The following is a 20,217-nucleotide window of genomic DNA, read 5'->3' as shown; positions in this document are numbered from 1 at the left end:
TGCTGCTGACCGTAGCCGCCCTGGTCGTAAGCGCTGGTCTGCTGGCCGTAGCCGCCGGTCGGCTCCGCCGTCCGACCGCCGCTGTACGGGGTCGTCGGATCGGGCTGGCCGTAGCTCGAAGCCTGCTCCGGCTGGTAGACGCCTGTGGCGTACGGGTCGGCGGGCGCCGGGTACTGGGTGCTGTCACCTGTGTACCGGCCGGTCGGCTCGTCGAAGCGCTCGCCGTAGCCGGCCGCACCGGCGGGAGCCGGCGGGTAGCCCGCTGCACCGGCCGGAGCCGTGTAGTCACGGCTGCCGTAGCCACCACCGGAGGAGGGCGCGCTGCCGTAGCCGCCACTCGGGGCCGCCGCGCCGCCGTAACCCGCGCCCGAGCCGGGCACGGCGCCGTAGGCGTCCCCTGCCGGGCCGGCGCCGTAGCCGCCATCAACTCCGCCGGCGCCGTAGCCGCCATCAACTCCGCCGGCGCCGTAGCCGCCATCAACCCCGCCAGCGCCGTAGCCGCCATCAGCCCTGGCGCCGTAGCCGCCATCCGGCGTTGCCGCCGTGCCGTAGCCGCCGCCCGAGGAGGGCGCATTGCCGTAGCCACCGGCGCCGTAGCCGCCCGGGGCGGGCTCGTCGCCGTAGCCGGCGCCTCCCCAGCCCTGCTGGCCCGCCGCGCCGTAGGGCTGTGCAGGCGCTCCGTACGGGTCCGGCGGGACGTCCTCGACCACCGGGCGGTGCATCATCGTCGGCGCCTCGCTCAGCGCCGCGCCGCCGACCATGGTCGGGTCGGGCCCGCCTCCGGGGCGGTTGACCACCCGGGTCCGGTCGTCGGCGCCGTGGAAGGCACCCCGGGCCGCCGGCACGGCGCCAGCCCCGCCAGCCGCTCCGGCCGTCGCCGACTCGTCATCGTCGTCGCCGCTCTCGCGACGCTTCATCCAGAGCAGCACGATCGTGCCGACACCAGCCGCGACGAGCAGGCCGCCGAGCAGGATGATCAGGTACGAACTGATGCCGCCGCCGTCGTCCTCCTTGGAGGCGTTCGCCGCAGCGCCCGGGCTGGCCTCCTCGGAAGCCTCCTCCTCGGTGCCCTCCTCGGTCGACTCCTCGGTGGGAGTGGCCTCGGCGCTGGCGGACGGGGTGGCGCTGGGCGTCGCGGCGACCGCGATCTCCAGGCTGATCCGCTGGCCGGTGATGGACTGTCCGGCGCTGGCGTTGAAGCTCTTGACCGCGTTGATGTTGTCGAAGCTGGCACCGACGGTGAGCCGGCCCGGAGCGATCGGCTTGTCGGTCGTGCCGTTGATCCGGAAGTTGCCGCTATCGTCGCTGAACGTGTCGTAGCGGTGGCCGGCGCCGTCCTGGAGGATCACGAGGGCGTTCGGCACCGCGCTGTTGTCGGCCTTCTTGACGACCTTGCCGGAGACCGACTTCACAGTCTGGTTCTGCTGGGGCGTCGGCGGGGCCGCCTTGGCGGTGAGGTTGACAGTGGTCGAGCCCTGTCCGTTTCCGAGCCCAGCACTAGCCTTGACGGTGATGCGGGCGGACCCGTTCGAGGCATCGTCGGCCAACTTGAACTTGGCTGTGTAGGTGCCGCCCTCGGTCACGTTCCCCTGCGAGCAGCCATCGACGCACTGGAGCTTCGAGTTGTCAGAGCTGACAGTGATGTCGGCGGGCACGACCGGGTCGTCGAAGCTGAGCTTGTAGCTCACCGTCGTCTCGCCGCCGGCCTGGACGGTGCCTGGGGAGGCCGAGACGTTTGTGACGTTGGGTGCGGCCAGGGCTGGTGTGGCGGGGACGGCGAGCAGAGCGCCGGCAACCAGCGCTACGACCACACCGGCCCGCTGCTTCCAGGCACGTCGGTGTGTTGACACGTCCACCGCCTTCCGGGCTGACTTCCCTTGACCGGCGGGGCGCCGGGCCGGGGATCATCACGGTACGAATACGCCGTCGGCCACTATGCCTTGTCTGACTGGATCGGCGCGACCCAGGGCCAGAGTCGGGTGCTTCACCTGTGCGTCGTATCGTCCCGTCGTGTCCTCTCCGCACAGTAAGTCCGCCGCCGTAGCGGCGGCTTTGTCGGCGCTTGACGAGGGTCGTACACCCGAACGGCCGGTACTCCGGGAGGCGGTCCGGTCCTTGTTGGCCGTCCTCGCGGAGCGCGCCCCCGGCCGATCGGTGGAGGTGCGCGTCCCACCATACGGTGCGATCCAGTGCGTTCCCGGTCCTCGACACACCAGGGGAAACCCACCGAACGTCGTCGAGATGTCTCCGCAGACCTGGTTGGAGGTGGCCACCGGGCGGATCGGGTGGATGGAGGCGGTCACCGACGGTCGCGTGCAGATGAGCGGCGTTCGGGCGGACCTCTCGGCATTCCTGCCCCTCTAGCTGCCCGGATGTCCGAGTGATCGTAACTCTCGGCAGGGAAATCGTGACTATCTGTATTGACGGTGACTCGCGTACACTGTCAGGCGACGACAGTGGTCCCGGCCGAGGAGTGTGGATCCGCACCGTGATCCCCGCCAGGCCGGTCCAGACCAGCGTGAGGGAGCGGTAGTGCCCCGAGGCGACGGCCGGCTGAGCCACGACCTTGACCCCCAACGACCCGGCCCCCAGGACGCCTGCGGCGTCTTCGGCGTCTGGGCCCCCGGTGAAGAGGTCGCCAATCTGACCTACTTCGGCCTCTATGCCCTACAGCACCGCGGGCAGGAGGCCGCGGGCATCGCGGTGAGCGATGGCTCGGGCGTGGTGGTCTACAAGGATCTCGGCCTGGTGGCCCAGGTCTTCGACGAGCCCACCCTGGCCAGCCTGCGCGGCCACCTGGCGATCGGGCACGCCCGATACTCCACGACCGGCGCCTCCAACTGGGAGAACGCCCAGCCGACCATCCGGTCGACGAGTTCCGGCACGACCATCGCGTTGGCCCACAACGGCAACCTGGTCAACACCGCCGAGCTGGAGAAGGAGGTCGCCGAGCGCGGCCTCGTCGCGGACGGCTCGACGAACGACACCTCGCTGGTGACCATGCTGCTGGCCAGCCGTCCGGACCTGTCGGTCGAGGCGGCCGCGCTGGAGGTGCTGCCGCAGCTGCGCGGAGCGTTCAGCTTCGTCTTCATGGACGAGTCGACGCTGTACGCGGCCCGCGACCCGCACGGCGTCCGCCCGCTGGTGCTCGGCCGGTTGGAGCGTGGCTGGGTGGTGGCGAGCGAGACCGCCGCGCTGGACATCGTCGGCGCCAGCGTGGTGCGTGAGGTCGAGCCCGGTGAGCTGATCGCGATCGACGAGGAGGGGCTGCGCTCCACGCGGTTCGCCGCGCCGGAGCCGAAGGGCTGCCTCTTCGAGTACGTCTACATCGCCCGCCCGGACGCGACAATCGCCGGGCGCAACGTGCACGCGGCGCGGGTGCAGATCGGCAGGCAGCTGGCCAAGGAGCACCCGGTGGAGGCCGACCTGGTCATCCCGGTGCCCGAGTCCGGCACCCCGGCCGCGATCGGTTACGCCGAGGCGTCCGGCATCACCTACGGCGCCGGCCTGATGAAGAACCCGTACGTGGGTCGCACCTTCATCCAGCCGTCGCAGACCCTGCGTCAGCTGGGCATCCGCCTCAAGCTCAACCCCCTGCGACAGAACGTCCGCGGCAAGCGGCTGGTGGTCGTGGACGACTCGATCGTGCGCGGCAACACGCAGCGGGCCATCGTGCGGATGCTGCGCGAGGCGGGGGCTCTTGAGGTGCACGTCCGGATCTCCTCGCCGCCGGTCAGCTGGCCGTGCTTCTACGGCATCGACTTCGCCACCCGGGCGGAGCTGCTGGCCAACGGGTTGGACAACGACGGCATCCGGCGCTCCATCGGCGCCGACACGCTGGGCTACGTATCGCTTCCTGGCCTGATCGCCGCGACCGAGCAGCCGAAGACCCGGCTGTGTCGGGCGTGTTTCGATGGGGAGTACCCGATCGAGCTGCCAGCCGGCAACCTGATCGGCAAGCACGTGCTCGAAGGGATGGGCCGCCGGGTCGCCGACGCGACGCCGGAAGCCCCGGACAGCTTCGGCCCGCTCGTCGCCACTCCGGGTGGCGTGACCGCAAACCGCCCGTAGCACCAACCGGCGCGGCCCGGCCACCGCCGGCGCGGCACCGAGAACCACAAAGGGGAGAACCGTGACGCACGTGTCCGAGCGCAGCGGCGCAGGAAGCAGCCCGACGGGCGCCGGCGGCGACCACCAGCCGTGGACGGGTGGTGCCGGTCGGCAGGCCCGTAAACGCTCGGTCTCGTACGCCGACGCCGGGGTCTCGATCGACGCGGGCGACCGCGCCGTGGAGCTGCTCAAGTCGAAGGTGCGCGAGACCCGCCGCCCGGAGGTGCTGGGCGACCTCGGCGGCTTCGCCGGCCTGTTCCGGCTGGACACGAAGAAGTACAAGAGCCCGATCCTGGCGTCCTCCACCGATGGTGTGGGCACCAAGCTGGTGATCGCCCAGCAGATGGACATCCACGACACGGTAGGCATCGACCTGGTCGCGATGGTCGTCGACGACCTGGTGGCCTGTGGCGCCGAGCCGCTGTTCCTGCTCGACTACATCGCCACCGGCGAGGTCGTTCCGGACAAGGTGGCCGAGATCGGCGCGGGCATCGCCGACGGCTGCCGGTACGCGGGCTGCGCGCTGCTGGGCGGGGAGACCGCCGAGCACCCCGGCGTGCTGCGCCCGGACGAGTACGACATCTCGGCGACGGGCGTCGGCGTGGTCGAGGAAGCCGACATCCTCAGCCCGGACCGGGTCGAGGTGGGCGACGTCGTCATCGCCATGCGCTCCTCCGGTCTGCACTCCAACGGCTACTCGCTGGTCCGGCACGTGCTGCTCGGCGCTGCCCGGATGCGTCTGGACATCGTGATCGACGACTTCGGGCGGCAGCGGACCCTGGGCGAGGAGCTGCTCACCCCGACCAAGATCTACGCCAAGGACTGCCTCAAGCTGATCGCCGAGGCCGAGGTGCGGGCGCTGTCCCACATCACCGGCGGCGGCATTCCCGGCAACCTCGTACGGGTGCTGCCGGAGCACGTCGACGCGGTGGTCAACAGGTCCACCTGGAAGCCGCAGCCGATCTTCGACCTGATCCAGTCGAAGGGCCGGATCGACGACCACGACATGGAGTCGACCTTCAACATGGGCGTCGGCATGTTCGCGATCGTCTCGGCCGAGGACGCCGACCGGGCCCTGGCGACGCTCACCGGCCGTGGGGTCGAGGCGTGGCAGGCGGGCGAGATCATCGAGGGCACCGGCAACGTGCAGATGGTGGGTCAGCACACTCGCGGCTGATCACGCTCCGGTGATCGTACGGGCACCTGATCAGGGCTTCACCCGAGTGGCCAGTGCCGCCTAGCCTGAAGGGCTCGGGCTGGGTGGAGGAGGGTGATGGCTGCTGGTGAGGTGTCGTTCAGCGGGATGCGCGGTCTGGCCGCGGTCCCGTCGTACGTCGTCATGCAGCCGACGACCCTCTGCAACCTCGACTGCGCGTACTGCTACCTGCCGTTTCGGGCCGCTGACCGACGGATGCCGGTGCCGGTGGCCGAGGCGGTGGCGGCGTCGGTAAACCCGTGGGCGGCGGCCGGTCGCTTCTCCGTCGTGTGGCACGGCGGCGAGCCGCTGGCCGCCGGCCGGGAGCACCTGGCGGACCTGATCGCGCCCTTCGGGCCCGAGGTCGAGCACCACGTGCAGACGAACGCCACGCTCATCGACGACGAGTGGTGCGCCTTCTTCGCCCGGCACGAGGTGCGGGTGAGCGTGAGCGTTGACGGGCCCGCCGAACGCAACGGCGACCGGGTCAACCGCGGGGGTCAGCCGGCGTACGACCGGATCCTGCGCGGCGTGGCGGCGCTGCGCCGGCACGGACTGCCCTTCTCGGCGCTGGCCGTGGTGTCCCAGCCGGCGCCGGGGCTCGCCGCCGAGTTGTACGACTACTTTCTCGGGCTGGGCTGCGACGTGCTGGGCATCAACATCGAGGAGACCGAGGGCGTCAACACCCGCGACAACAGCCACGACGCTGCGGCGGTGACGGCGTTCTGGGCCGAGTTGGTGTCGGCCTGGCGCAAGGAGCCCCGGATCCACCTGCGCGAGATCGAGTGGTCGCTGCGGTACGCGGCGGCGGTGCTCGACGGCGCGGCGGACGGCGTCCTGCCCCGTCGGCTGGACCCGATCCCGACGATCGGGCACGACGGCTCGGTGACCGTGCTCTCGCCGGAGTTGGCGGGCTTCACCGATCCGCACTACGGCGACTTCAGCAGCGGGAACGTGCTGGCCACCCCATTGGCCCGGATCCTGACGGACGCGGCGTCGACGCCCTGGGTGGGCGAGTTCCTCACGGGCGTGGAGGCGTGCCGGGCGTCGTGCCCGTACTTCGGCTTCTGTGGCGGCGGTCATGCCGCCAACCGTTACTTCGAGCTGGGGCGTTTTGACGGTACGGAGACCGAGCACTGCCGCAACAGCAAGATCCGCCTATTGGAGGGAGTGTTGGAGCATGCCCGAGACCACCAGTCACCGGCGGCCTGAGCGCGAAGCGGACGACGCCCCGGACGGAGTCACCGAGCGGGTGCGGGAGGCCGCCCCCGGGCTCGTCGCGCTGCTTCAGGAGGCCGAGGACGCACGGCGGCTGCGGGCGGAGGTGTCGGGCGGAGACGGCGTCAGCGCGGTCTGCGCCTGGAACCACTTCGAAAACATCCCGACCTTCTACAACTGGAACAACCGGCCGCGCTGAGGCCGACGGTGATCAGGGGCCTGTCGGCCGGTCGGAGTGACCTCCGGCCAGGGCAGGCCCCTGATGATCGCACCGATCTCGCTCCCGATGGGCACATGCGTGAGCACGCGGGGCTTACCGCGTGCTCAGCTGCGTCGAGAGGTCAGCGGGTCGGTCGGACCCAGGGATCCGGGTCGTCGTCCGCGTGATTCTCATCATCGTCGTCGACGAACTCTTTTGAGTCGTCGTCGAAGTGGTGCTCAGACTTACCAGCACCCGCCAGTTCGCGCTGCAAGGCGGTGAGGTCGGTGTTCGGGGAGTGGTACTTCAACTCCCGGGCCACCTTCGTCTGCTTGGCCTTAGCACGGCCGCGCCCCATGGCTCGACCCCCTCGCACAGAATGCGGGGCAGCCCGAAGGCGGGCCCCGATGACGTCAGGCATCTCTCGTGGCTCTTACGGTACATGGGGATGCCATCGTTCGGCACCTCGGGTTACCGTCGGCCGGCTCTGCGCGTCGCGGCGATCCGGCCGTCACCCAGTGTACCTGGTAAGGAGCGGAACGAAGAGCACCCGTGACACCGGACAAAACACGCCAAACTTGACCCGGCTTCAGCTTACCGAGTCGGACCGGCGAGAGAGGCCCGGAGGCGGATCCCGGTCGATCCGCCTCCGTTCCCAGATGGTCAGCGCAGGTGGATCGTGCGCAGGCGACCGACCTCGGCCATCCGCCGCTCGGCCAGCCGGTCCGCGGCGACCGCCGGGGGCACGCCCTCGGCGTCCGCTAGGTGCAGGATCTCGCGGGTGGTGTCGTAGATCCGGGTGGCCCGCAGTTTCGCCCGCTCGAAGTTGAAGCCCTCGATCTCGTCGGCCACCTGGATCACGCCGCCGGCGTTCACCACGTAGTCCGGCGTGTAGAGGATGCCCCGGTCGGCCAGCAGCTTCTCGATGCCCGGGTGCGCGAGCTGGTTGTTCGCCGCTCCGGTCACCACCTTCGCGCGCAGCGCCGGCACCGTGTCGTCGTTAAGCGCGCCACCCAGCGCGCACGGGGCGTACACGTCGATGTCCGCCGCGACCAGCGCGGTGGCGTCGTCCACCAGGGTGACCTGCGGGTGGTTGGCGCGTACCCAGGCCAGGGCCTTCGGGTTGACGTCGGTGGCGACCACCTCGGCGCCGTCCTCCAGCAGGTGCCCGGTCAGGTACTTGCCGACCTTGCCGAGGCCCGCTACGCCGACGCGCCGGCCACGCAGGCTCGGCGTGCCCCAGACGTGCTCGGCGGCGGCCCGCATCCCCTGGAAGACACCCCACGCGGTCAGGATGGACGAGTCGCCGGCGCCGCCGTGCTCCACGCTGCGGCCCGTCACGTACCGGGTCTCGCGGGCGATGATGTCCATGTCGGCCACGTAGGTGCCGACGTCGCAGGCGGTGTAGTAGCGGCCGGCCAGCGACTCCACGAAGCGGCCGTACGCGCGCAGCAGCGCCTCGCTCTTGATCTGCTCCGGGTCGCCCCAGATGACGGCCTTGCCGCCGCCCAGGTCCAGGCCGGCGAGAGCGTTCTTGTACGCCATTCCGCGGGACAGGTCGAGCACGTCGGCGAGCGCGTCGTCCTCGCTGTCGTACGGGTAGAAGCGGGTGCCGCCGAGCGCGGGCCCCAGCGCGGTGGAGTAGATCCCGATGATCGCCTTCAGACCGCTCTGCTTGTCCTGGCAGAAGACGACCTGTTCGTGACCTGTCGATACCGGGTCGTCGGTGCTCGCGAATACGCCCATGACTGGCTCCTACAGTGGTGTGCGTTCCTTGTGGGACGCGGACCTGGTGGACGCCGGCGGGGATGCTGCCGGTGCGGTCGAGCCTAGTATCGGCCGCCGTGCGGCTGCCCGACGTGCCGCCGTCGTCCCACGTTGCGGCGCACGTGGTCCGGCCGCTGGCTCCGCAGGGGTGCGGTTCGTGGGAGGATCGCGCGGTGCCGTCGCTCTTCGCTTCTTACCTGCGCGTGTACGAGCCGCTGACCGCCTTCGACAGGGACCGGCAGAGCTACTGGCGCCGCTACGCCTCGGAAGGGCGCGCGGTAGCCCCGGTCGAGGGTCCCGGCCGCCAGCGAACGGCGGTGATCGAGGCGTTGGGTGCGGGTTGGACCCGGTTGCCGGACCTGCCCGAGGAGGCGTACGTCCTGGAGACGGACGACGGCCTGCTGGTCTGCCCCTGGAACCTGCGCATCCGGGTCGCCGAGGCGGCTCTCAACGCCCGGGACGGGGTGCCTGCGGTGTTGGCCGACGCGTTCGTGCCGCCGGTGCTCGCCGGGCAGGCCAGGGCGGTCGTCGACGACTGGCGCAGCGGCGCCCGGGTGCTGGAGCACGGTGTGCCACGGGTGCACGAGCAGATCGCCACGTGGGGCGTCCCGCTGCGGTGGTTCGTGCTCTTCGACCCGGCGGAGCGGGATCAGGTCACCGAGCCGGGGCGGCGGGCGCTGCGCTACCGGACGGAGATCTCCAAGGCTCGTCGCCGCTCGTCGCGGGCGTTGTCGGTGCTGCGCAAGTCGGTGGGCGAGGCGCCGATCACCGAGGCGGTGGAGGAGGCGGCCCGTTGGCTGGAGGAGTTCCACCCGCGCTCGGTGGTGGAGCTGGACTACGGCGGCCTGGTCGACCTGCTCTCCGACGAGACCCTCGCCGCGGACGACTCGCCCGAGCTGGTCGCCGGCGGCCTTGCCGGGCTGTCGCGGGGCGAGGCCGAGGAGGCGTCAGCCGCGTACGACAAGCTGGTGGCCCGCTGGCGTGCCGTACAGCTGCTGGAGCGGTGCAACTAAGGCATTTCGCCCCTAGGAGCGCTCCCAAGGTGAGGTGTGCTCGTAGTTGACGCATCACGAACCGTGATCATGAGTCCGAATAAGGTAGTTTCTGCCGTGTAAAAGTCGTAAAAATCGGGCATGGTTCATCCGTCCGTCTAGGGACCTTCATCCGTTCGGCCCATGTCGGACATCGGGGACTAGCCGGACCATGGGAGACGCGTCGGCCGGCGGGACCCCGGCCGATGTCTATACATGTGGAGGAGTGACCGATGGCATCGCGAACGCACGAACCAGAGCCGCTACTCACGCCGGCCGAGGTGGCGTCGATGTTCCGTGTCGACCCGAAGACGGTGACCCGGTGGGCGAAGGCGGGCAAGCTCAGTGCCATCCGTACCCTGGGTGGCCACCGTCGATACCGCGAGTCGGAGGTCAGGGCGCTGCTGCAGGGTCAGATCCCGCAGCAGCGGCAGGGCGACTGAGCGGCATACGTTTTTTCGGTAGGGGCGGTGGATCTCGGTCCGCCGCCCCTTTCCATGCCCGGACTCAGCCCTTCGGTTCGGTCAACGTGACCCGGATGCCGACCGTGCCGCCCTCGCCGCGGCGCAACCGGCTGCCGAGCAGGCTCAATCGACCTATCACCCGGTACTTGTGCTTGAGCAGGTCGCGGATCCGGCCCGTGTCGCTGCCACCGGAGATCGTCGCGTGGGCGGGCACCTCCGCCCCGTGCGGTCGGCCCCGCACGTCGCACGGGGCCACTGTCACCTCGCCGTTGTGGCGGATCCGCTTCACCTTCCCCGAGTCGGCCCGGGTCCAGACCGCCAACGCCTCACCGTCGCGGACCGCCCAGACCGGGGTCGGCACCGCCCGACCGTCCTTGCGGAAGGTCGTGAGCAGGAGGTACTTCTCGGCCGACAGTCGGTCCAGCGTGGTCACGCCGCCAGGATACGACCGGTGTGGCCCTCCGAGGGGCTGGATAGCATCAACGGCGTGACGGGGGAGCCTCTAATCGGTGACGTGTTCGGGGAACTGCTGCGGGACACACTGGCCGTGGCCACCGGGGTCGGGCCCCGGCCGCTGGTCGGTGGTCGACTGCCGCGACCGGTCATCGAGATCATCGAACGGGAGGACGGTCTGATCAACGGCGCCCCGGCGGCGCACTACCTGGACGGGCCGGCAGAGTGGCAGCCGTACGACCATCGGGCCGTGGACCGGGTCCGCGGTGAGACGCTTGACGTCGGCACCGGCGCCGGCCGGATCGCGCTGCTGCTCCAGGAGCGCGGCGTACCCGTCACCGGGCTGGACACCTCGGCGGGGGCGCTGGAGGTCAGCCGGCGTCGCGGCGTACGCCGGCTCGTGCACGGCACGGTGGACACGCACGTCGCCGACGGCCAGCGGTACGACACGTTCCTGCTGCTCGGCAACAACCTCGGTCTGTTCGAGGGCAGGGACCGGGCACCCGGGTTCCTGGCCGCGCTCGCCGCGCTGGCACGACCGGGGGCGCAGATCATCGCGCACGGCACAGACCCGTACGGCACCACCGATCCGGTGCACACCGGCTACCACGAGCTCAACCGCCGCCGGGGACGGTTCGGTGGCCAGTTGAGGCTCCGGCTGCGCTATCGGGAGCTGGGCACCGAGTGGTTCGACTACCTGGTCTGCTCGCCGGACGAGTTCGCCGAGCTGGTGCGCGGCAGCGGCTGGCGGCTGACCGATGTGGACGACCGCGACGCCCCCTACTACCTGGCCACCCTGCGCCTCGCCGCCTGATCCGACAGAGAGCCCTCATCGAGGGCCCCCTGTCGGCGGATCAGACCTGGACGGTCGGGGGCAGCTGCTCCGGCGGGAGGCCGCCATCGCCGTCGACCACCTCGTCGGGGGTGCCGTCCTCGTCGATGTCGACCATGGTGATGTCCACCTTGCCGTCACCGTCGGTGTCGAACTGGAACAGGTCGGCCTTGCCGTCGCCGTCGGTGTCCACCACCCACACGTCGGTCTTGCCGTCGTTGTTGGTGTCGGCGCGCAGCAGGTCGACCCGCTCGTCGCCCCGGGTCTCCACGATCTCGGAGTCGGTGCTGACGCTCTCCGGTGCCTGGCTCATCTCGATGCGGTCCTTCCCTTGAGTTGACGGGCCGTACGTACCCGATCGCGCGCTCCCCCACGCATCGGCGGGTCGTCGTGCTGTTTAGGGTCGCACCATGAGCGAGCGGAGCGGGCCGGGCACCCGGGCCGGCGTGGCGGGGACCCCGCGCGCCACCGGGGCGGACAGGGAGGCGTGATGAACGATCGTTTCGTGGTCGTCGGTGCGGGCACGATGGGGCTCGGCATCGCGTACGTGGCGGCCGGGGCCGGGCATGCCGTCGAGCTGGTCGAGGTGGATCCGGCGCGGGGCGCGACAGCGCTGACCCGGCTCGCCGACCTGTGGGAGCGGGCGGTGCAGCGCGGCAAGCTGACCGCCGACGAGGCCGCAGTGAACCGGCAGCGGGTGACACTGCGCCCGAGCCTCGGCGAGGTCGCCCCCGCTCCGGGGGTGGTCGTGGAGGCGGTGCCGGAGCGGCTCGACCTCAAGCGCACGGTGTTGCGGGACGCCGCCACCCTGAGCCCGGCCCTGCTCGCGAGCAACACGTCGAGCATCGCCATCGGCGAGTTGGCCGCGGGCCTGGACGCGCCGGAGCGCTTCCTCGGCCTGCACTTCTTCAACCCGGTCTGGGCGATGGCCCTGCTGGAGATCGTGGTCGGCCCGGCCACCGCCGAGGAGACGACGGCGGCTGCCGTCGCGCTCGCCGGCCGGCTCGGCAAGGACCCCGTCGTCGTACGCGACCTGCCCGGCTTCGCCACCTCCCGGCTCGGGGTCACCCTCGGGTTGGAGGCGATCCGGATGGTCGCCGACGGGGTGGCCAGCCCGGCAGACATCGACAAGGCGATGGTGCTGGGCTACCGGCACCCGATCGGGCCGCTGGAACTCACCGACCTGGTCGGCCTGGACGTGCGGCTGGACATCGCCCGCACCCTCCAGGCCGCGTACGGTGACCGCTTCGCGCCGCCGCAACTGCTCGTGGAGATGGTGTCCGCCGGGCGGCTGGGCAAGAAGTCGGGGCACGGCTTCTACCACTGGGAAGGCGGCGTCAAGCGGTGAGCGGTCTGCGGATCGAGGAGCGGCCGGATCGGCTCGTGGTGACACTGAGCCGGCCGGAGAAGCGCAACGCCATCGACGCCGACCTGATCGGCGAGCTGCACCAGGTCTGCGCCGAGTTGGAGGCACGCCCCCGACTGCTGCTGTTGACCGGCGGTGCCGAGGGCATCTTCGCCGGTGGGGCCGACATCGGTCAGCTCCGCGAGCGGGGCCGCGCGGACGCCCTGGCGGCGATCAACTCGGCGGCCTTCGCCCGGATCCGAGCGTTGCCGATGCCGAGCGTGGCAGCCGTCGACGGTCCGGCGCTGGGCGGTGGCGCTGAGCTGGCGTACGCCTGTGATTTGCGGGCGTGCACGGCGCGGGCGGTCTTCGGCCAGCCGGAGGTGCGGTTGGGCATCCTGGCCGGCGCTGGCGCGACCCACCGGCTGCCCGCTCTGGTCGGCGAGGGCCGGGCCAAGGAGTTGCTGTTCACGGGCCGGCGGGTGGACGCCGCCGAGGCGCTGCGGATCGGTCTGGTGAACCGGGTGGTGGACGAGCCCGGCGAGCTGCTGGCGGTGGCGCACGGGCTGCTGGACGAGATGGCGCAGGGCTCACCGCTGGCGTTGCGGCTCACCAAACTGGCGGTGGACGCACCCGCCGCCGCACATCCGCAGCTCGATCTGGTCAGCCAGGCCGTGCTCTTCGAGGACGAGGAGAAGCACCGCCGCATGACCGAGTTCCTGGAGCGCCGCCGGGCCCGCTGACACGGAACGGCCGCACCGGCTTCGAAGCCGGTGCGGCCGCTGCGGTCCGCGGTGGTGCTCAGTGCCGGATCTGCATCCCGGAGTCGGCGATCGCCCGGATCACCTGGGCAGACTCACCGAAACCGATGATGAGTACGGCGTCCGCCCCGAATTCCTTGATCTCCTTCGCGCCGCCGGTGAAGTCCACGGGGGCCGCCTTGGCGTCGGCCGGAGGGTCGTACGTGAGCAGCTTGAGTCGGTCGGCGGCGATGCCGGCCTTCTCCAACTCGTCACGGACGGTGGCCTGGAGGCCCTGGCCGTAGGAGTCCTTGCGGGCGACGATGACGATCTTCTGCGATCCGTCCCGGAGGACGACGTCGGCCAGCGCCCGACCCTGCAGGCTGTCCGGCGGGGCGGTGCGGAAGTAGAGGCCCTTGTCCTCGATGTCGGTCAGGCTGGCGTCGGTGTTGCACGGCGAGAAGAGGATCTTGCCGGCACGGACGACGTCCGGCAGCACCTCCCGAGAGATGCCCGAGGCGCCGGCGCCGATGATGATGCTGACCCCGTCGGCCACGTGCTTGGCGACGGTCGCCTTGGCCACTGCCGTGCTGGTGCCGTCGTCGCCGTCCTTCCACGTCACCGGCTTGCCCAGCGCCCCGCCAGCGGCGTTGACGTCCCTGATCGCCAGCGCCGCGGCGGCCGCCATCGGCGGGTACGCGATCGCCAGGTCGCCGGTCTTCGGCAGCAGGCCACCCACGATCAGCGGCTGCTGGTCGTCGTTGCTGCCGGGGCGCGGCTTCCTCGCCTTCGGCGGGGTCTTGGTGCTCGCTGCGGACTCGGCGCCCGCGCCGACAAACTCGGTCTTGCCGTCGTTGATCTGCTGGCCGTCGAAGGTCAGCGTCGCGTAGCTCGCGGTGGCCGGCTCGCCCTTGTCGGTGAAGCCGGCACGGCTCAGCGAGACGCTGCGGTACTCGATGTCCTGCCCGGAGCGGGCCAGCGCGAGGCACGTGGCAGGGTCCTCGCAGCGCTGACCATTGTTGGTCACGCCGACGATCTGCTTGGCGATGGCGGCCGGGTCGGTGCTGCCAGCCAGTTGGGCGGCGAGCACACTGATCACCACTGCGTCGTACGTCTCGGCGGAGTACAGGTAGTCCGTCAGCGCCGGATTGACGGACCGTAGCCGGCTCTTGAAGTCGTCGGGCAGCTGGGTGAGTGGCGTGGTCCCCTTCATCCCGTCGACGAGATCAGCGCGTTCCTTCAACTCCGCTGGGTAGGAGTTGAGCATGTTGCCGTCCGTGCCGTAGAGGCGCACCTGTTGGGCGCTTCCCTCTTCGGCCTTTTCATCCCCGCAAGCGCTTGTGGCGAGCAGGATCGTCGCGCAGGCAGCCAATGTGGCCACCCGCGAGCGGCGTGATACGAGCATGGTCGTCCTTCCTCCGGCGAAGGTCCGCTGCGCACATTAGCGTGCCGGGGCCGGCTGCGGGACCGTGGAGGTGGCGAAATGCGCAGGTCGCTCGCGTCGAACACACAGAGTGACGAAAATGCTGGGCCTTGACCCACCGTCCTACTGTGCGCTGGGTGACGGACCTACCACAGCAGACGTTCGACGACGCGACCGCCGTGCTCCATTCGGCGCTGGCCGGCGATGGGGAAGCGGTGACAGGTGCGTTCGACGCGGTCGTCGACCGGGCCGGCCTGCCCGGCGCGTACGGGGTCGCCTGGTGTCTGGCGGCGACGATGGTCGGCGACGCCCCGCCGAGCAGCGGATGCGCGCTGGACTTCCCGGGCATCGAGCAGGCGGATTACGACACCCGCTGGGTGGCTCGCTTCGTGAGCGCGTACGCCAACCGGGACGTGTCGACCGGGGAGGCCCTGTTCGGCGCGGCCGCCGCCGACGGGCAGCTCTCCGACTGCCTGCTCACGCTCGCCGGCTCGACGATCGCCACCCTGCGCAGCCGCGCCGGCTGACCACGCCCCGGCGGGCGCGGCGCCCCGGCGGGGTGCCGCGCCAGCACGGACAGCTCAGAAGGCGTGGTACGCGACCAGTGGCTCGTACTCGTAGCGGACTGTTTCGAAGCGGACCCGGAAGTTGACCCCGTCCCGGACGTTCGTCGCTACGGTGATCCAGCCGGAGTTGGCCGGCAGGTAGGTCCAGTAGTTGCAGTTGCCGGTCTTGTCGATGAAGATCACGCAGGCGTCGGTGCCGTACGCGCTGGCGTTGCGCACGTTGATGTCGCGGCACCGGCTGGTGGTGCGGTACGGGCCGGCCTGGCCGCCGTAGCCGCCGGTCTGGAAGAACGAGCGCACCGCCCCGCCGTAACAGGTGGCGAGCGGGGCGAAGAGGTTCGGCCCCGAGGTGAAGTCGGTGGAGTCGGCGGCCTGCGCGGCCGGTGCGGCGGCCTGAGCCGCCTGGGCGGGTGCGCCGGTTGCGAGCAGCGCGGCGGCCGTGGCGACGGCGAGCAGGCGGGCGGTCGGGGATGACATGCGTGCCTCCGGAAACGGTTAACTGACAGTCCGTATTGGACGGTCGAGCTGACCGTGACGATGATACTGATCGATCAATGTGGCCGTGGTCCCAGATCGTCCGCCGTGTGTGATAGCTCTGTGGGCATGTCCGAGGCCATGCTCAGCAAGGTGCGCAAGCTGCTCGCCCAGGCCGAGGACCCGGCCTGCACGCCCGCCGAGTCGGCGGCCTTCACCGCCAAGGCGACGGAGTTGATCGCCCGCTACGGCGTCGACAGGGCATTGCTCGCCGTACGGGACCCGACCACCGACCCGGTCGGCGACCGGGTGCTCGACATCGTCGCCCCGTACGCCCGGGACAAGGTAGGCCTGCTCGCCGCCGTCGCCGAACCGCTGCGCTGCCGCTGCGTCCGTCGCCGGCAGGGCAACGGGTTCGCGGTGCACCTCTTCGGCTTCGCCAGCGACCTGGAACGGGTGGACCTGCTCTTCACCTCACTGCTCGTGCAGGCCGCGCATGGTCTGGCGGCCACGGCGGTGCCCGCCGACGACCATCCGGCCGCCTTCCGGCGGTCCTGGCTCGCCGGCTTCGCGGAGGTGATCGGGGGTCGGCTCTGGGCGGCCGAGACGGCGGCGGCCGGCGAGTCGGGTGGCCCGTCGGTGGCGCTGGTGCTGGCCGACCGCTCCGATCGGGTGCAGCGGCGACTCACCGAGGAGTACCCGCGACTGCGAACCGCACCGGCGCGCCGGCTCGGCGGCACGGGCTTCGGCTCCGGGGCCGAGGCCGGGAGCCGCGCGCAGCTGGGCGGTCGGGGCCTGGATGGCAGCCGGGCCGGTCGACAACTCGACCGCTGACCGCGGTTCGGGATCGGGCCCGGGCCACGCTCAGGCAGGATCGGCGGGATAGGGGCGGGACACCCTGGTGAGGTAGCGGGTGAGCAACTCGTGCCAGCCCGCCGTGAGCGCCTTGCGGTATCCCTCGGCCGCCTCCCCGTGCCGATCGAAGTGGCGGTGCTCCAGTTCGACGCGGGTCCGTTCCGGCCCGTCGGGAAGGAACAGCACCTCGACCTCGCTCGCCTTCGCCGGGTCCGGCACCGGCACCCGGTCCGGACCGATCTGCCAGGCGAAGACCAGCCGCCGCGGCGGATCCCACGTGAGCACGCGTCCCCAGTCGGCGCGGAAGCCGTACGGGCCGATCTCGTAGAGCATGCCGCCGGCCCGTGGCTCCATGCCCAGCTCGGCGAGGGCCTCCGGACCGGACCACGTGTACTCGGTGACCCACCAGTCGGTCAGCTCATCGGTGAAGACCGCGAACGCCCGCTCGGCGGGACCCGGGGCGAGGAGACTGCACCGCAAGGAGAACCGCTCCAGGTCCTGCCGGATGTCGGCCGGATCAGCCATCCCCTGTCCCATAGGCCCGGACCATACCGGCTGATGCCTCGGTGTGCAGCTTCGCGAGGTGCTCTGTTCCAGACAGTGGGTTGCCGAGCCGTCACGGACGGGATGCCCCGCCGGAAAGCGGGTAACCGCGCCGAACGGCCCGGAGGACCGGGTCCGCGTACGGGAGCGGGAGAGCATGAGCGAGAACGCGCAGCAGCGGAGTCCGAACCGGGACGTCGACGCCGGGGATCCGGACGTCCTGCTCGACATCCCGAACGTCTCGGTCGACTCGATCCGACTCGCCGTGGACGGGCTCGACGCCGACATCTCGCTGCGCGTCCGGTTGGCCAACCTGCTCCAGCTCGACGCCGGCGTACGGGTCCACCTGCACGGCGTCGAGTTGGACATCGACGGGGTGCACGCCGAGGCGCAGCTACGGGTACGGCTGGAGTCGTTGGTGGCACTCCTGGGCCGGGCACTCGACACGATCGACAACAACCCGCAGGTCATCGAATCCCTGTCCCGAGCGGCCGGCGGCGCGCTCGAGGACGTCAATCGCGGTACCGAGCAGTTGACCGCCGCCGGCGCCGCCGGGGTCACCGCCCTGGCACAGCACTCCGGGGTACGCGACGAACTGGCCCGACAGGCGGGCCTGCCAGGCGAACTCGGCGACCAGACGCGAGCACAGCGCGCCCGCCCGGCGGAGTCCCGGCCGGAGGGGCAGCCGCCGGAGTCGCGTCTGAAGGGCCGGTGGCCGGTGGATCGGGCCTCCGCGCAGGCGCAGCCGAACTCGGCGGGGCAGGGGTCCGGGGCGCAACGGCCGCCTGAGGCCCAGGGCCGGCAGCAACCGGAAGGCGGTCCGCGGGAAGACCGGCCCGCACCGGCTGGTTCGTCGACCGGTAAGCCCGCCGATCAGCAGGGTGGCTCCCCACCCTCCGGTCCTGGCGGGTCCCGGGGTCCCGCCAGCGAGGGTCGGGGCGGCCAGGACGGCGGTGGTGGCAGGCCCGCCGGGCAAGCCGTCGGCGGTCACGGCAGCGGCAACCAGGCTGGCGGCAGCGACCAGGGCGAGGCCCGTCAGGGTGGCAGCGGTCAGACCGGTGGTGGTCAGACCGGCGGTGGTCAGACCGGCGGCAGCGGTCAGGCCGGCGGTGGCCAAGCCGGCGGCAGCGGTCAGGCCGGCGGTGGCCAAGCCGGTGGTGGTCAAGCCGGTGGTGGTCAAGCCGGCGGTGGCCAGGCCGGCGGTGGCCAGGCCGGCGGTGGCCAGGGCGGTGGTGGTCAGGGCGGTGGTGGTCACGCCGGCCGTGGCCAAGGCCGTGGCGGCCAGGGCGGCGGTGGTCAGGGCGAGGGTGACCAGGGTGACGGTGGTGTGGCGGGTGGGGCGTATGCCGCAGCTCAGAGTGCGGCGCAACTCGCCGAGCAGGCCGGGGAGACCCTGCGGCAGGCCGGCCGCAGCGTGTGGGAGGCGATCCAGGGCGGGATGGCCCAGCACCGGCACCAGGGCCGCCGCGATCAGTGATCACGGCCGGCGCAGGCCGTCGTGCGCCTCGGGCCGCGGTGATCGACTCGAGTTCGGCGAAATCGCGGTATCCCGGTCGCTGCGACACCGCAATATCGCCGAAACCGAGTGGATCAAGGACGGGCCGGGCGATCACGGCTCCGGGACGAAAAAAAGCAGAACGCCGACCGCGTTTCCGCTGGTCGGCGCTCCTGTAGCCCGGCGAAAGGCTATGTGGCCAGGGGCGGGGTCGAACCGCCGACCTTCCGATTTTCAGTCGGACGCTCGTACCAACTGAGCTACCTGGCCGTGTTGCTCGGCTCATGCTACCTGCCAACCGGACGAATCGCCGGCAGGGTCACCTGCTCCGATACGCAGAACGCCGCGCAAGGCGCGGCGTCAGCGCTGCGGTCCTGACGGGACTTGAACCCGCGACCTCCGCCTTGACAGGGCGGCGAGCACTCCAACTGCTCCACAGGACCTAGCTTGTGTTGCTCCGGCTTGCGCCGGTCGTGCCCCCAACGGGATTCGAACCCGTGCTACCGCCTTGAAAGGGCGGCGTCCTGGGCCGCTAGACGATGAGGGCGGCCCCGCCATCATTGCACATTCGCAACTTCAAGCGGACTTGCTCCCATCCGGCCCCGCCGGAGGCTTGGAAAGCATACGTGATGCCTGGCGGGACGACAAAATCGGTATCGCTGAAGCCGTTGTGAACCGTATAACCGCAGGTCAGGCCCAATCTAGCTGAGTCGGGTGATCCCGAAGCGGTGCTTCAGGTCGGCGATCAGGCGCGGGCAGGCGGCGAGGGTCGCGCCCCGGTTACCGCCCCCGTCGTGCAGCAGCACTACCGAACCGGGACGCGCGGCGTTGTGGACCCGCTTGGCGATCGTGTCGGCGCTCGGCTTGTCCCAGTCCTGCGGATCGACGGCCCAGTGCAGCGGGTGCATGCCGAGATCCTTCGCCACGGCCAGGACCTCAGGCGTCCACCGACCGCCGGGCTGCCGGTAGAAGGACACCGGCGTGCCCGGGGCGGCCGTCTGGATGGCCTTGTTGGTGCGGGCCAGGTCGGCCCGGATCTCGGCCTCCGGTCGGCGGGCGAGGTCGAGGTCGTGCCGCCAACTGTGGTTGCAGAGCTGATGGCCTTCCCGGACGATCCGTCGGATCAGGTCCGGGTGTCGCTGGGCCTCGAAACCGATCACGCAGAAGGTGGCCGTCACGTGGGCCGCCCGCAGCTGGTCGAGCACCTTCGGCGTCCAGGCCGGGCTGGGCCCGTCGTCGAAGGTCAGGGCGACGGGACGTACGCCTGTGTTGCGCCGTAGCCCGGCCGGGAGCTTCGCCGGCAGCGGTCGCAACGGCGGCTTCGGTGGCTTCGTGCGGGTGGGCTTCGGCGTCGGGGTGGGCGGGGTGGTCGGAGTGGTCGACTCGACGGGTTGCGGCCCGCCAGCGGCGTGGACGGTGCTGTCTGGCTGAGCGCAACCGGACAAGACCAGCACCACGGCGAGGACGGACGCCAGGGCGGCGCGGGCTTGCATCTGTTCGCTCCCGG

22 protein-coding genes and 3 tRNA genes are annotated in these 20,217 nt (G+C 71.0%); 13 read left to right on the top strand and 12 right to left on the bottom strand.

Features of this window, described 5'->3' with window-relative positions:
* The coding region (locus ACGFIE_RS03575) for a carboxypeptidase-like regulatory domain-containing protein (RefSeq protein ID WP_393290586.1) at window positions 1–1,850 on the bottom strand (1,850 nt) is incomplete at its 3' end.
* 160 nt (window positions 1,851–2,010) lie between these two features.
* Here ACGFIE_RS03575 and ACGFIE_RS03570 point away from each other — a divergent pair.
* The 5 genes from ACGFIE_RS03570 to amcA all read left to right on the top strand — a co-directional run bounded on the left by ACGFIE_RS03570 (window position 2,011) and on the right by amcA (window position 6,722).
* Window positions 2,011–2,364, top strand: a complete 354-nt coding sequence (locus ACGFIE_RS03570; protein ID WP_393290583.1) for a sterol carrier family protein — start codon at window positions 2,011–2,013, stop codon at window positions 2,362–2,364.
* Between the two features lie 168 nt (window positions 2,365–2,532).
* Window positions 2,533–4,071, top strand: a complete 1,539-nt coding sequence (gene purF, locus ACGFIE_RS03565; RefSeq protein ID WP_363681133.1) for an amidophosphoribosyltransferase — start codon at window positions 2,533–2,535, stop codon at window positions 4,069–4,071.
* A gap of 61 nt (window positions 4,072–4,132) precedes the next feature.
* Window positions 4,133–5,287: a phosphoribosylformylglycinamidine cyclo-ligase gene (purM, locus tag ACGFIE_RS03560; protein WP_393290580.1), complete on the top strand. Its 1,155-nt coding sequence runs from the start codon at window positions 4,133–4,135 to the stop codon at window positions 5,285–5,287.
* A gap of 126 nt (window positions 5,288–5,413) precedes the next feature.
* Window positions 5,414–6,517 carry a cyclophane-forming radical SAM peptide maturase AmcB gene (gene amcB, locus ACGFIE_RS03555; RefSeq protein ID WP_393291275.1) on the top strand — a complete coding sequence of 368 codons (1,104 nt, stop codon included), beginning with the start codon at window positions 5,414–5,416 and terminating at the stop codon, window positions 6,515–6,517.
* On the top strand, window positions 6,486–6,722 hold the full coding sequence (gene amcA / locus ACGFIE_RS03550; protein WP_007454327.1) for a multiple cyclophane-containing RiPP AmcA: 237 nt from the start codon (window positions 6,486–6,488) through the stop codon (window positions 6,720–6,722). Before amcB ends, amcA begins: the two co-directional genes overlap by 32 nt.
* Window positions 6,723–6,864: 142 nt before the next feature.
* On the opposite strand, the gene ACGFIE_RS03545 is transcribed toward amcA, so the two are convergent.
* Entirely contained in the window at window positions 6,865–7,080 is a 216-nt protein-coding gene (locus ACGFIE_RS03545) for a DUF3073 domain-containing protein (protein WP_007454329.1), read from the bottom strand.
* Window positions 7,081–7,385: 305 nt separating this feature from the next.
* Window positions 7,386–8,468: a Glu/Leu/Phe/Val dehydrogenase gene (locus tag ACGFIE_RS03540; RefSeq protein ID WP_355134085.1), complete on the bottom strand. Its 1,083-nt coding sequence runs from the start codon at window positions 8,466–8,468 to the stop codon at window positions 7,386–7,388.
* Window positions 8,469–8,662: 194 nt separating this feature from the next.
* Between ACGFIE_RS03540 and ACGFIE_RS03535 the strand changes: the two genes are divergently transcribed.
* Both ACGFIE_RS03535 and ACGFIE_RS03530 read left to right on the top strand, forming a co-directional pair.
* The gene (locus ACGFIE_RS03535) at window positions 8,663–9,502 is read left to right on the top strand and encodes a hypothetical protein (RefSeq protein ID WP_363681139.1); all 840 of its coding nucleotides are present in this window, start codon (window positions 8,663–8,665) and stop codon (window positions 9,500–9,502) included.
* A gap of 251 nt (window positions 9,503–9,753) precedes the next feature.
* On the top strand, window positions 9,754–9,963 hold the full coding sequence (locus tag ACGFIE_RS03530) for a BldC family transcriptional regulator (RefSeq protein WP_007073996.1): 210 nt from the start codon (window positions 9,754–9,756) through the stop codon (window positions 9,961–9,963).
* 64 nt (window positions 9,964–10,027) lie between these two features.
* Here ACGFIE_RS03530 and ACGFIE_RS03525 read toward each other — a convergent pair whose 3' ends face one another.
* Window positions 10,028–10,417, bottom strand: a complete 390-nt coding sequence (locus tag ACGFIE_RS03525) for a PPOX class F420-dependent oxidoreductase (protein WP_363681141.1) — start codon at window positions 10,415–10,417, stop codon at window positions 10,028–10,030.
* Window positions 10,418–10,471: 54 nt separating this feature from the next.
* Between ACGFIE_RS03525 and ACGFIE_RS03520 the strand changes: the two genes are divergently transcribed.
* Window positions 10,472–11,251 (top strand): class I SAM-dependent methyltransferase, encoded by a 780-nt coding sequence (locus tag ACGFIE_RS03520; protein ID WP_393290577.1) that lies wholly within the window; start codon window positions 10,472–10,474, stop codon window positions 11,249–11,251.
* 40 nt (window positions 11,252–11,291) lie between these two features.
* Here the strand turns inward: ACGFIE_RS03520 and ACGFIE_RS03515 are convergent, their stop codons facing one another.
* Window positions 11,292–11,582, bottom strand: a complete 291-nt coding sequence (locus ACGFIE_RS03515; protein WP_363681145.1) for a hypothetical protein — start codon at window positions 11,580–11,582, stop codon at window positions 11,292–11,294.
* 177 nt (window positions 11,583–11,759) lie between these two features.
* On the opposite strand from ACGFIE_RS03515, the gene ACGFIE_RS03510 reads away from it, so the two are divergent.
* A complete protein-coding gene (locus ACGFIE_RS03510; protein WP_393290575.1) occupies window positions 11,760–12,617 on the top strand; it encodes a 3-hydroxyacyl-CoA dehydrogenase family protein in 858 nt (285 codons plus the stop codon).
* Window positions 12,614–13,357 carry an enoyl-CoA hydratase/isomerase family protein gene (locus ACGFIE_RS03505; protein WP_393290573.1) on the top strand — a complete coding sequence of 248 codons (744 nt, stop codon included), beginning with the start codon at window positions 12,614–12,616 and terminating at the stop codon, window positions 13,355–13,357. The genes ACGFIE_RS03510 and ACGFIE_RS03505 overlap by 4 nt, the downstream gene beginning before the upstream one ends.
* A 58-nt stretch (window positions 13,358–13,415) precedes the next feature.
* Here the strand turns inward: ACGFIE_RS03505 and ACGFIE_RS03500 are convergent, their stop codons facing one another.
* A complete protein-coding gene (locus tag ACGFIE_RS03500; protein ID WP_393290571.1) occupies window positions 13,416–14,759 on the bottom strand; it encodes an ABC transporter substrate-binding protein in 1,344 nt (447 codons plus the stop codon).
* Window positions 14,760–14,914: 155 nt separating this feature from the next.
* On the opposite strand from ACGFIE_RS03500, the gene ACGFIE_RS03495 reads away from it, so the two are divergent.
* On the top strand, window positions 14,915–15,304 hold the full coding sequence (locus ACGFIE_RS03495; protein ID WP_363681153.1) for a hypothetical protein: 390 nt from the start codon (window positions 14,915–14,917) through the stop codon (window positions 15,302–15,304).
* Between the two features lie 54 nt (window positions 15,305–15,358).
* Here ACGFIE_RS03495 and ACGFIE_RS03490 read toward each other — a convergent pair whose 3' ends face one another.
* Window positions 15,359–15,820 (bottom strand): hypothetical protein, encoded by a 462-nt coding sequence (locus tag ACGFIE_RS03490; protein WP_393290569.1) that lies wholly within the window; start codon window positions 15,818–15,820, stop codon window positions 15,359–15,361.
* 126 nt (window positions 15,821–15,946) lie between these two features.
* Between ACGFIE_RS03490 and ACGFIE_RS03485 the strand changes: the two genes are divergently transcribed.
* Window positions 15,947–16,651 carry a DUF2786 domain-containing protein gene (locus tag ACGFIE_RS03485; protein WP_363681157.1) on the top strand — a complete coding sequence of 235 codons (705 nt, stop codon included), beginning with the start codon at window positions 15,947–15,949 and terminating at the stop codon, window positions 16,649–16,651.
* Window positions 16,652–16,681: 30 nt separating this feature from the next.
* Here ACGFIE_RS03485 and ACGFIE_RS03480 read toward each other — a convergent pair whose 3' ends face one another.
* Entirely contained in the window at window positions 16,682–17,209 is a 528-nt protein-coding gene (locus ACGFIE_RS03480) for an SRPBCC family protein (RefSeq protein WP_393290566.1), read from the bottom strand.
* 163 nt (window positions 17,210–17,372) lie between these two features.
* Between ACGFIE_RS03480 and ACGFIE_RS03475 the strand changes: the two genes are divergently transcribed.
* The gene (locus ACGFIE_RS03475) at window positions 17,373–18,692 is read left to right on the top strand and encodes a hypothetical protein (RefSeq protein ID WP_393290564.1); all 1,320 of its coding nucleotides are present in this window, start codon (window positions 17,373–17,375) and stop codon (window positions 18,690–18,692) included.
* A gap of 214 nt (window positions 18,693–18,906) precedes the next feature.
* Here the strand turns inward: ACGFIE_RS03475 and ACGFIE_RS03470 are convergent.
* The 4 genes from ACGFIE_RS03470 to ACGFIE_RS03455 all read right to left on the bottom strand — a co-directional run bounded on the left by ACGFIE_RS03470 (window position 18,907) and on the right by ACGFIE_RS03455 (window position 20,203).
* Window positions 18,907–18,980, bottom strand: a tRNA-Phe gene (locus ACGFIE_RS03470).
* Between the two features lie 99 nt (window positions 18,981–19,079).
* Window positions 19,080–19,153, bottom strand: a tRNA-Asp gene (locus ACGFIE_RS03465).
* Window positions 19,154–19,184: 31 nt separating this feature from the next.
* A tRNA-Glu gene (locus tag ACGFIE_RS03460) sits at window positions 19,185–19,257 on the bottom strand.
* Between the two features lie 154 nt (window positions 19,258–19,411).
* Window positions 19,412–20,203 carry a polysaccharide deacetylase family protein gene (locus ACGFIE_RS03455; protein WP_393290561.1) on the bottom strand — a complete coding sequence of 264 codons (792 nt, stop codon included), beginning with the start codon at window positions 20,201–20,203 and terminating at the stop codon, window positions 19,412–19,414.
* Window positions 20,204–20,217 lie beyond the last annotated feature (14 nt).

Origin of the sequence: Micromonospora sp. NPDC049275, from assembly GCF_043197115.1 — a bacterium.
Lineage (GTDB): Bacteria > Actinomycetota > Actinomycetes > Mycobacteriales > Micromonosporaceae > Micromonospora.
The sequence above is the reverse complement of the archived record's forward strand: the minus strand, read 5'-3'. Positions and strand labels throughout refer to the sequence as shown.

Excerpts from the sequence above, each read along its gene's own strand:
- amcB (WP_393291275.1), top strand. The coding sequence starts at position 5,414 with ATGCGCGGTCTGGCCGCGGTCCCGTCGTACGTCGTCATGCAGCCGACG.
- amcA (WP_007454327.1), top strand. The coding sequence starts at position 6,486 with ATGCCCGAGACCACCAGTCACCGGCGGCCTGAGCGCGAAGCGGACGAC.
- ACGFIE_RS03545 (WP_007454329.1), bottom strand. The coding sequence starts at position 7,080 with ATGGGGCGCGGCCGTGCTAAGGCCAAGCAGACGAAGGTGGCCCGGGAG.
- ACGFIE_RS03540 (WP_355134085.1), bottom strand. The coding sequence starts at position 8,468 with ATGGGCGTATTCGCGAGCACCGACGACCCGGTATCGACAGGTCACGAA.
- ACGFIE_RS03530 (WP_007073996.1), top strand. The coding sequence starts at position 9,754 with ATGGCATCGCGAACGCACGAACCAGAGCCGCTACTCACGCCGGCCGAG.
- ACGFIE_RS03515 (WP_363681145.1), bottom strand. The coding sequence starts at position 11,582 with ATGAGCCAGGCACCGGAGAGCGTCAGCACCGACTCCGAGATCGTGGAG.
- ACGFIE_RS03510 (WP_393290575.1), top strand. The coding sequence starts at position 11,760 with ATGAACGATCGTTTCGTGGTCGTCGGTGCGGGCACGATGGGGCTCGGC.
- ACGFIE_RS03500 (WP_393290571.1), bottom strand. The coding sequence starts at position 14,759 with ATGCTCGTATCACGCCGCTCGCGGGTGGCCACATTGGCTGCCTGCGCG.
- ACGFIE_RS03490 (WP_393290569.1), bottom strand. The coding sequence starts at position 15,820 with ATGTCATCCCCGACCGCCCGCCTGCTCGCCGTCGCCACGGCCGCCGCG.
- ACGFIE_RS03485 (WP_363681157.1), top strand. The coding sequence starts at position 15,947 with ATGTCCGAGGCCATGCTCAGCAAGGTGCGCAAGCTGCTCGCCCAGGCC.
- ACGFIE_RS03480 (WP_393290566.1), bottom strand. The coding sequence starts at position 17,209 with ATGGGACAGGGGATGGCTGATCCGGCCGACATCCGGCAGGACCTGGAG.
- ACGFIE_RS03475 (WP_393290564.1), top strand. The coding sequence starts at position 17,373 with ATGAGCGAGAACGCGCAGCAGCGGAGTCCGAACCGGGACGTCGACGCC.
- ACGFIE_RS03455 (WP_393290561.1), bottom strand. The coding sequence starts at position 20,203 with ATGCAAGCCCGCGCCGCCCTGGCGTCCGTCCTCGCCGTGGTGCTGGTC.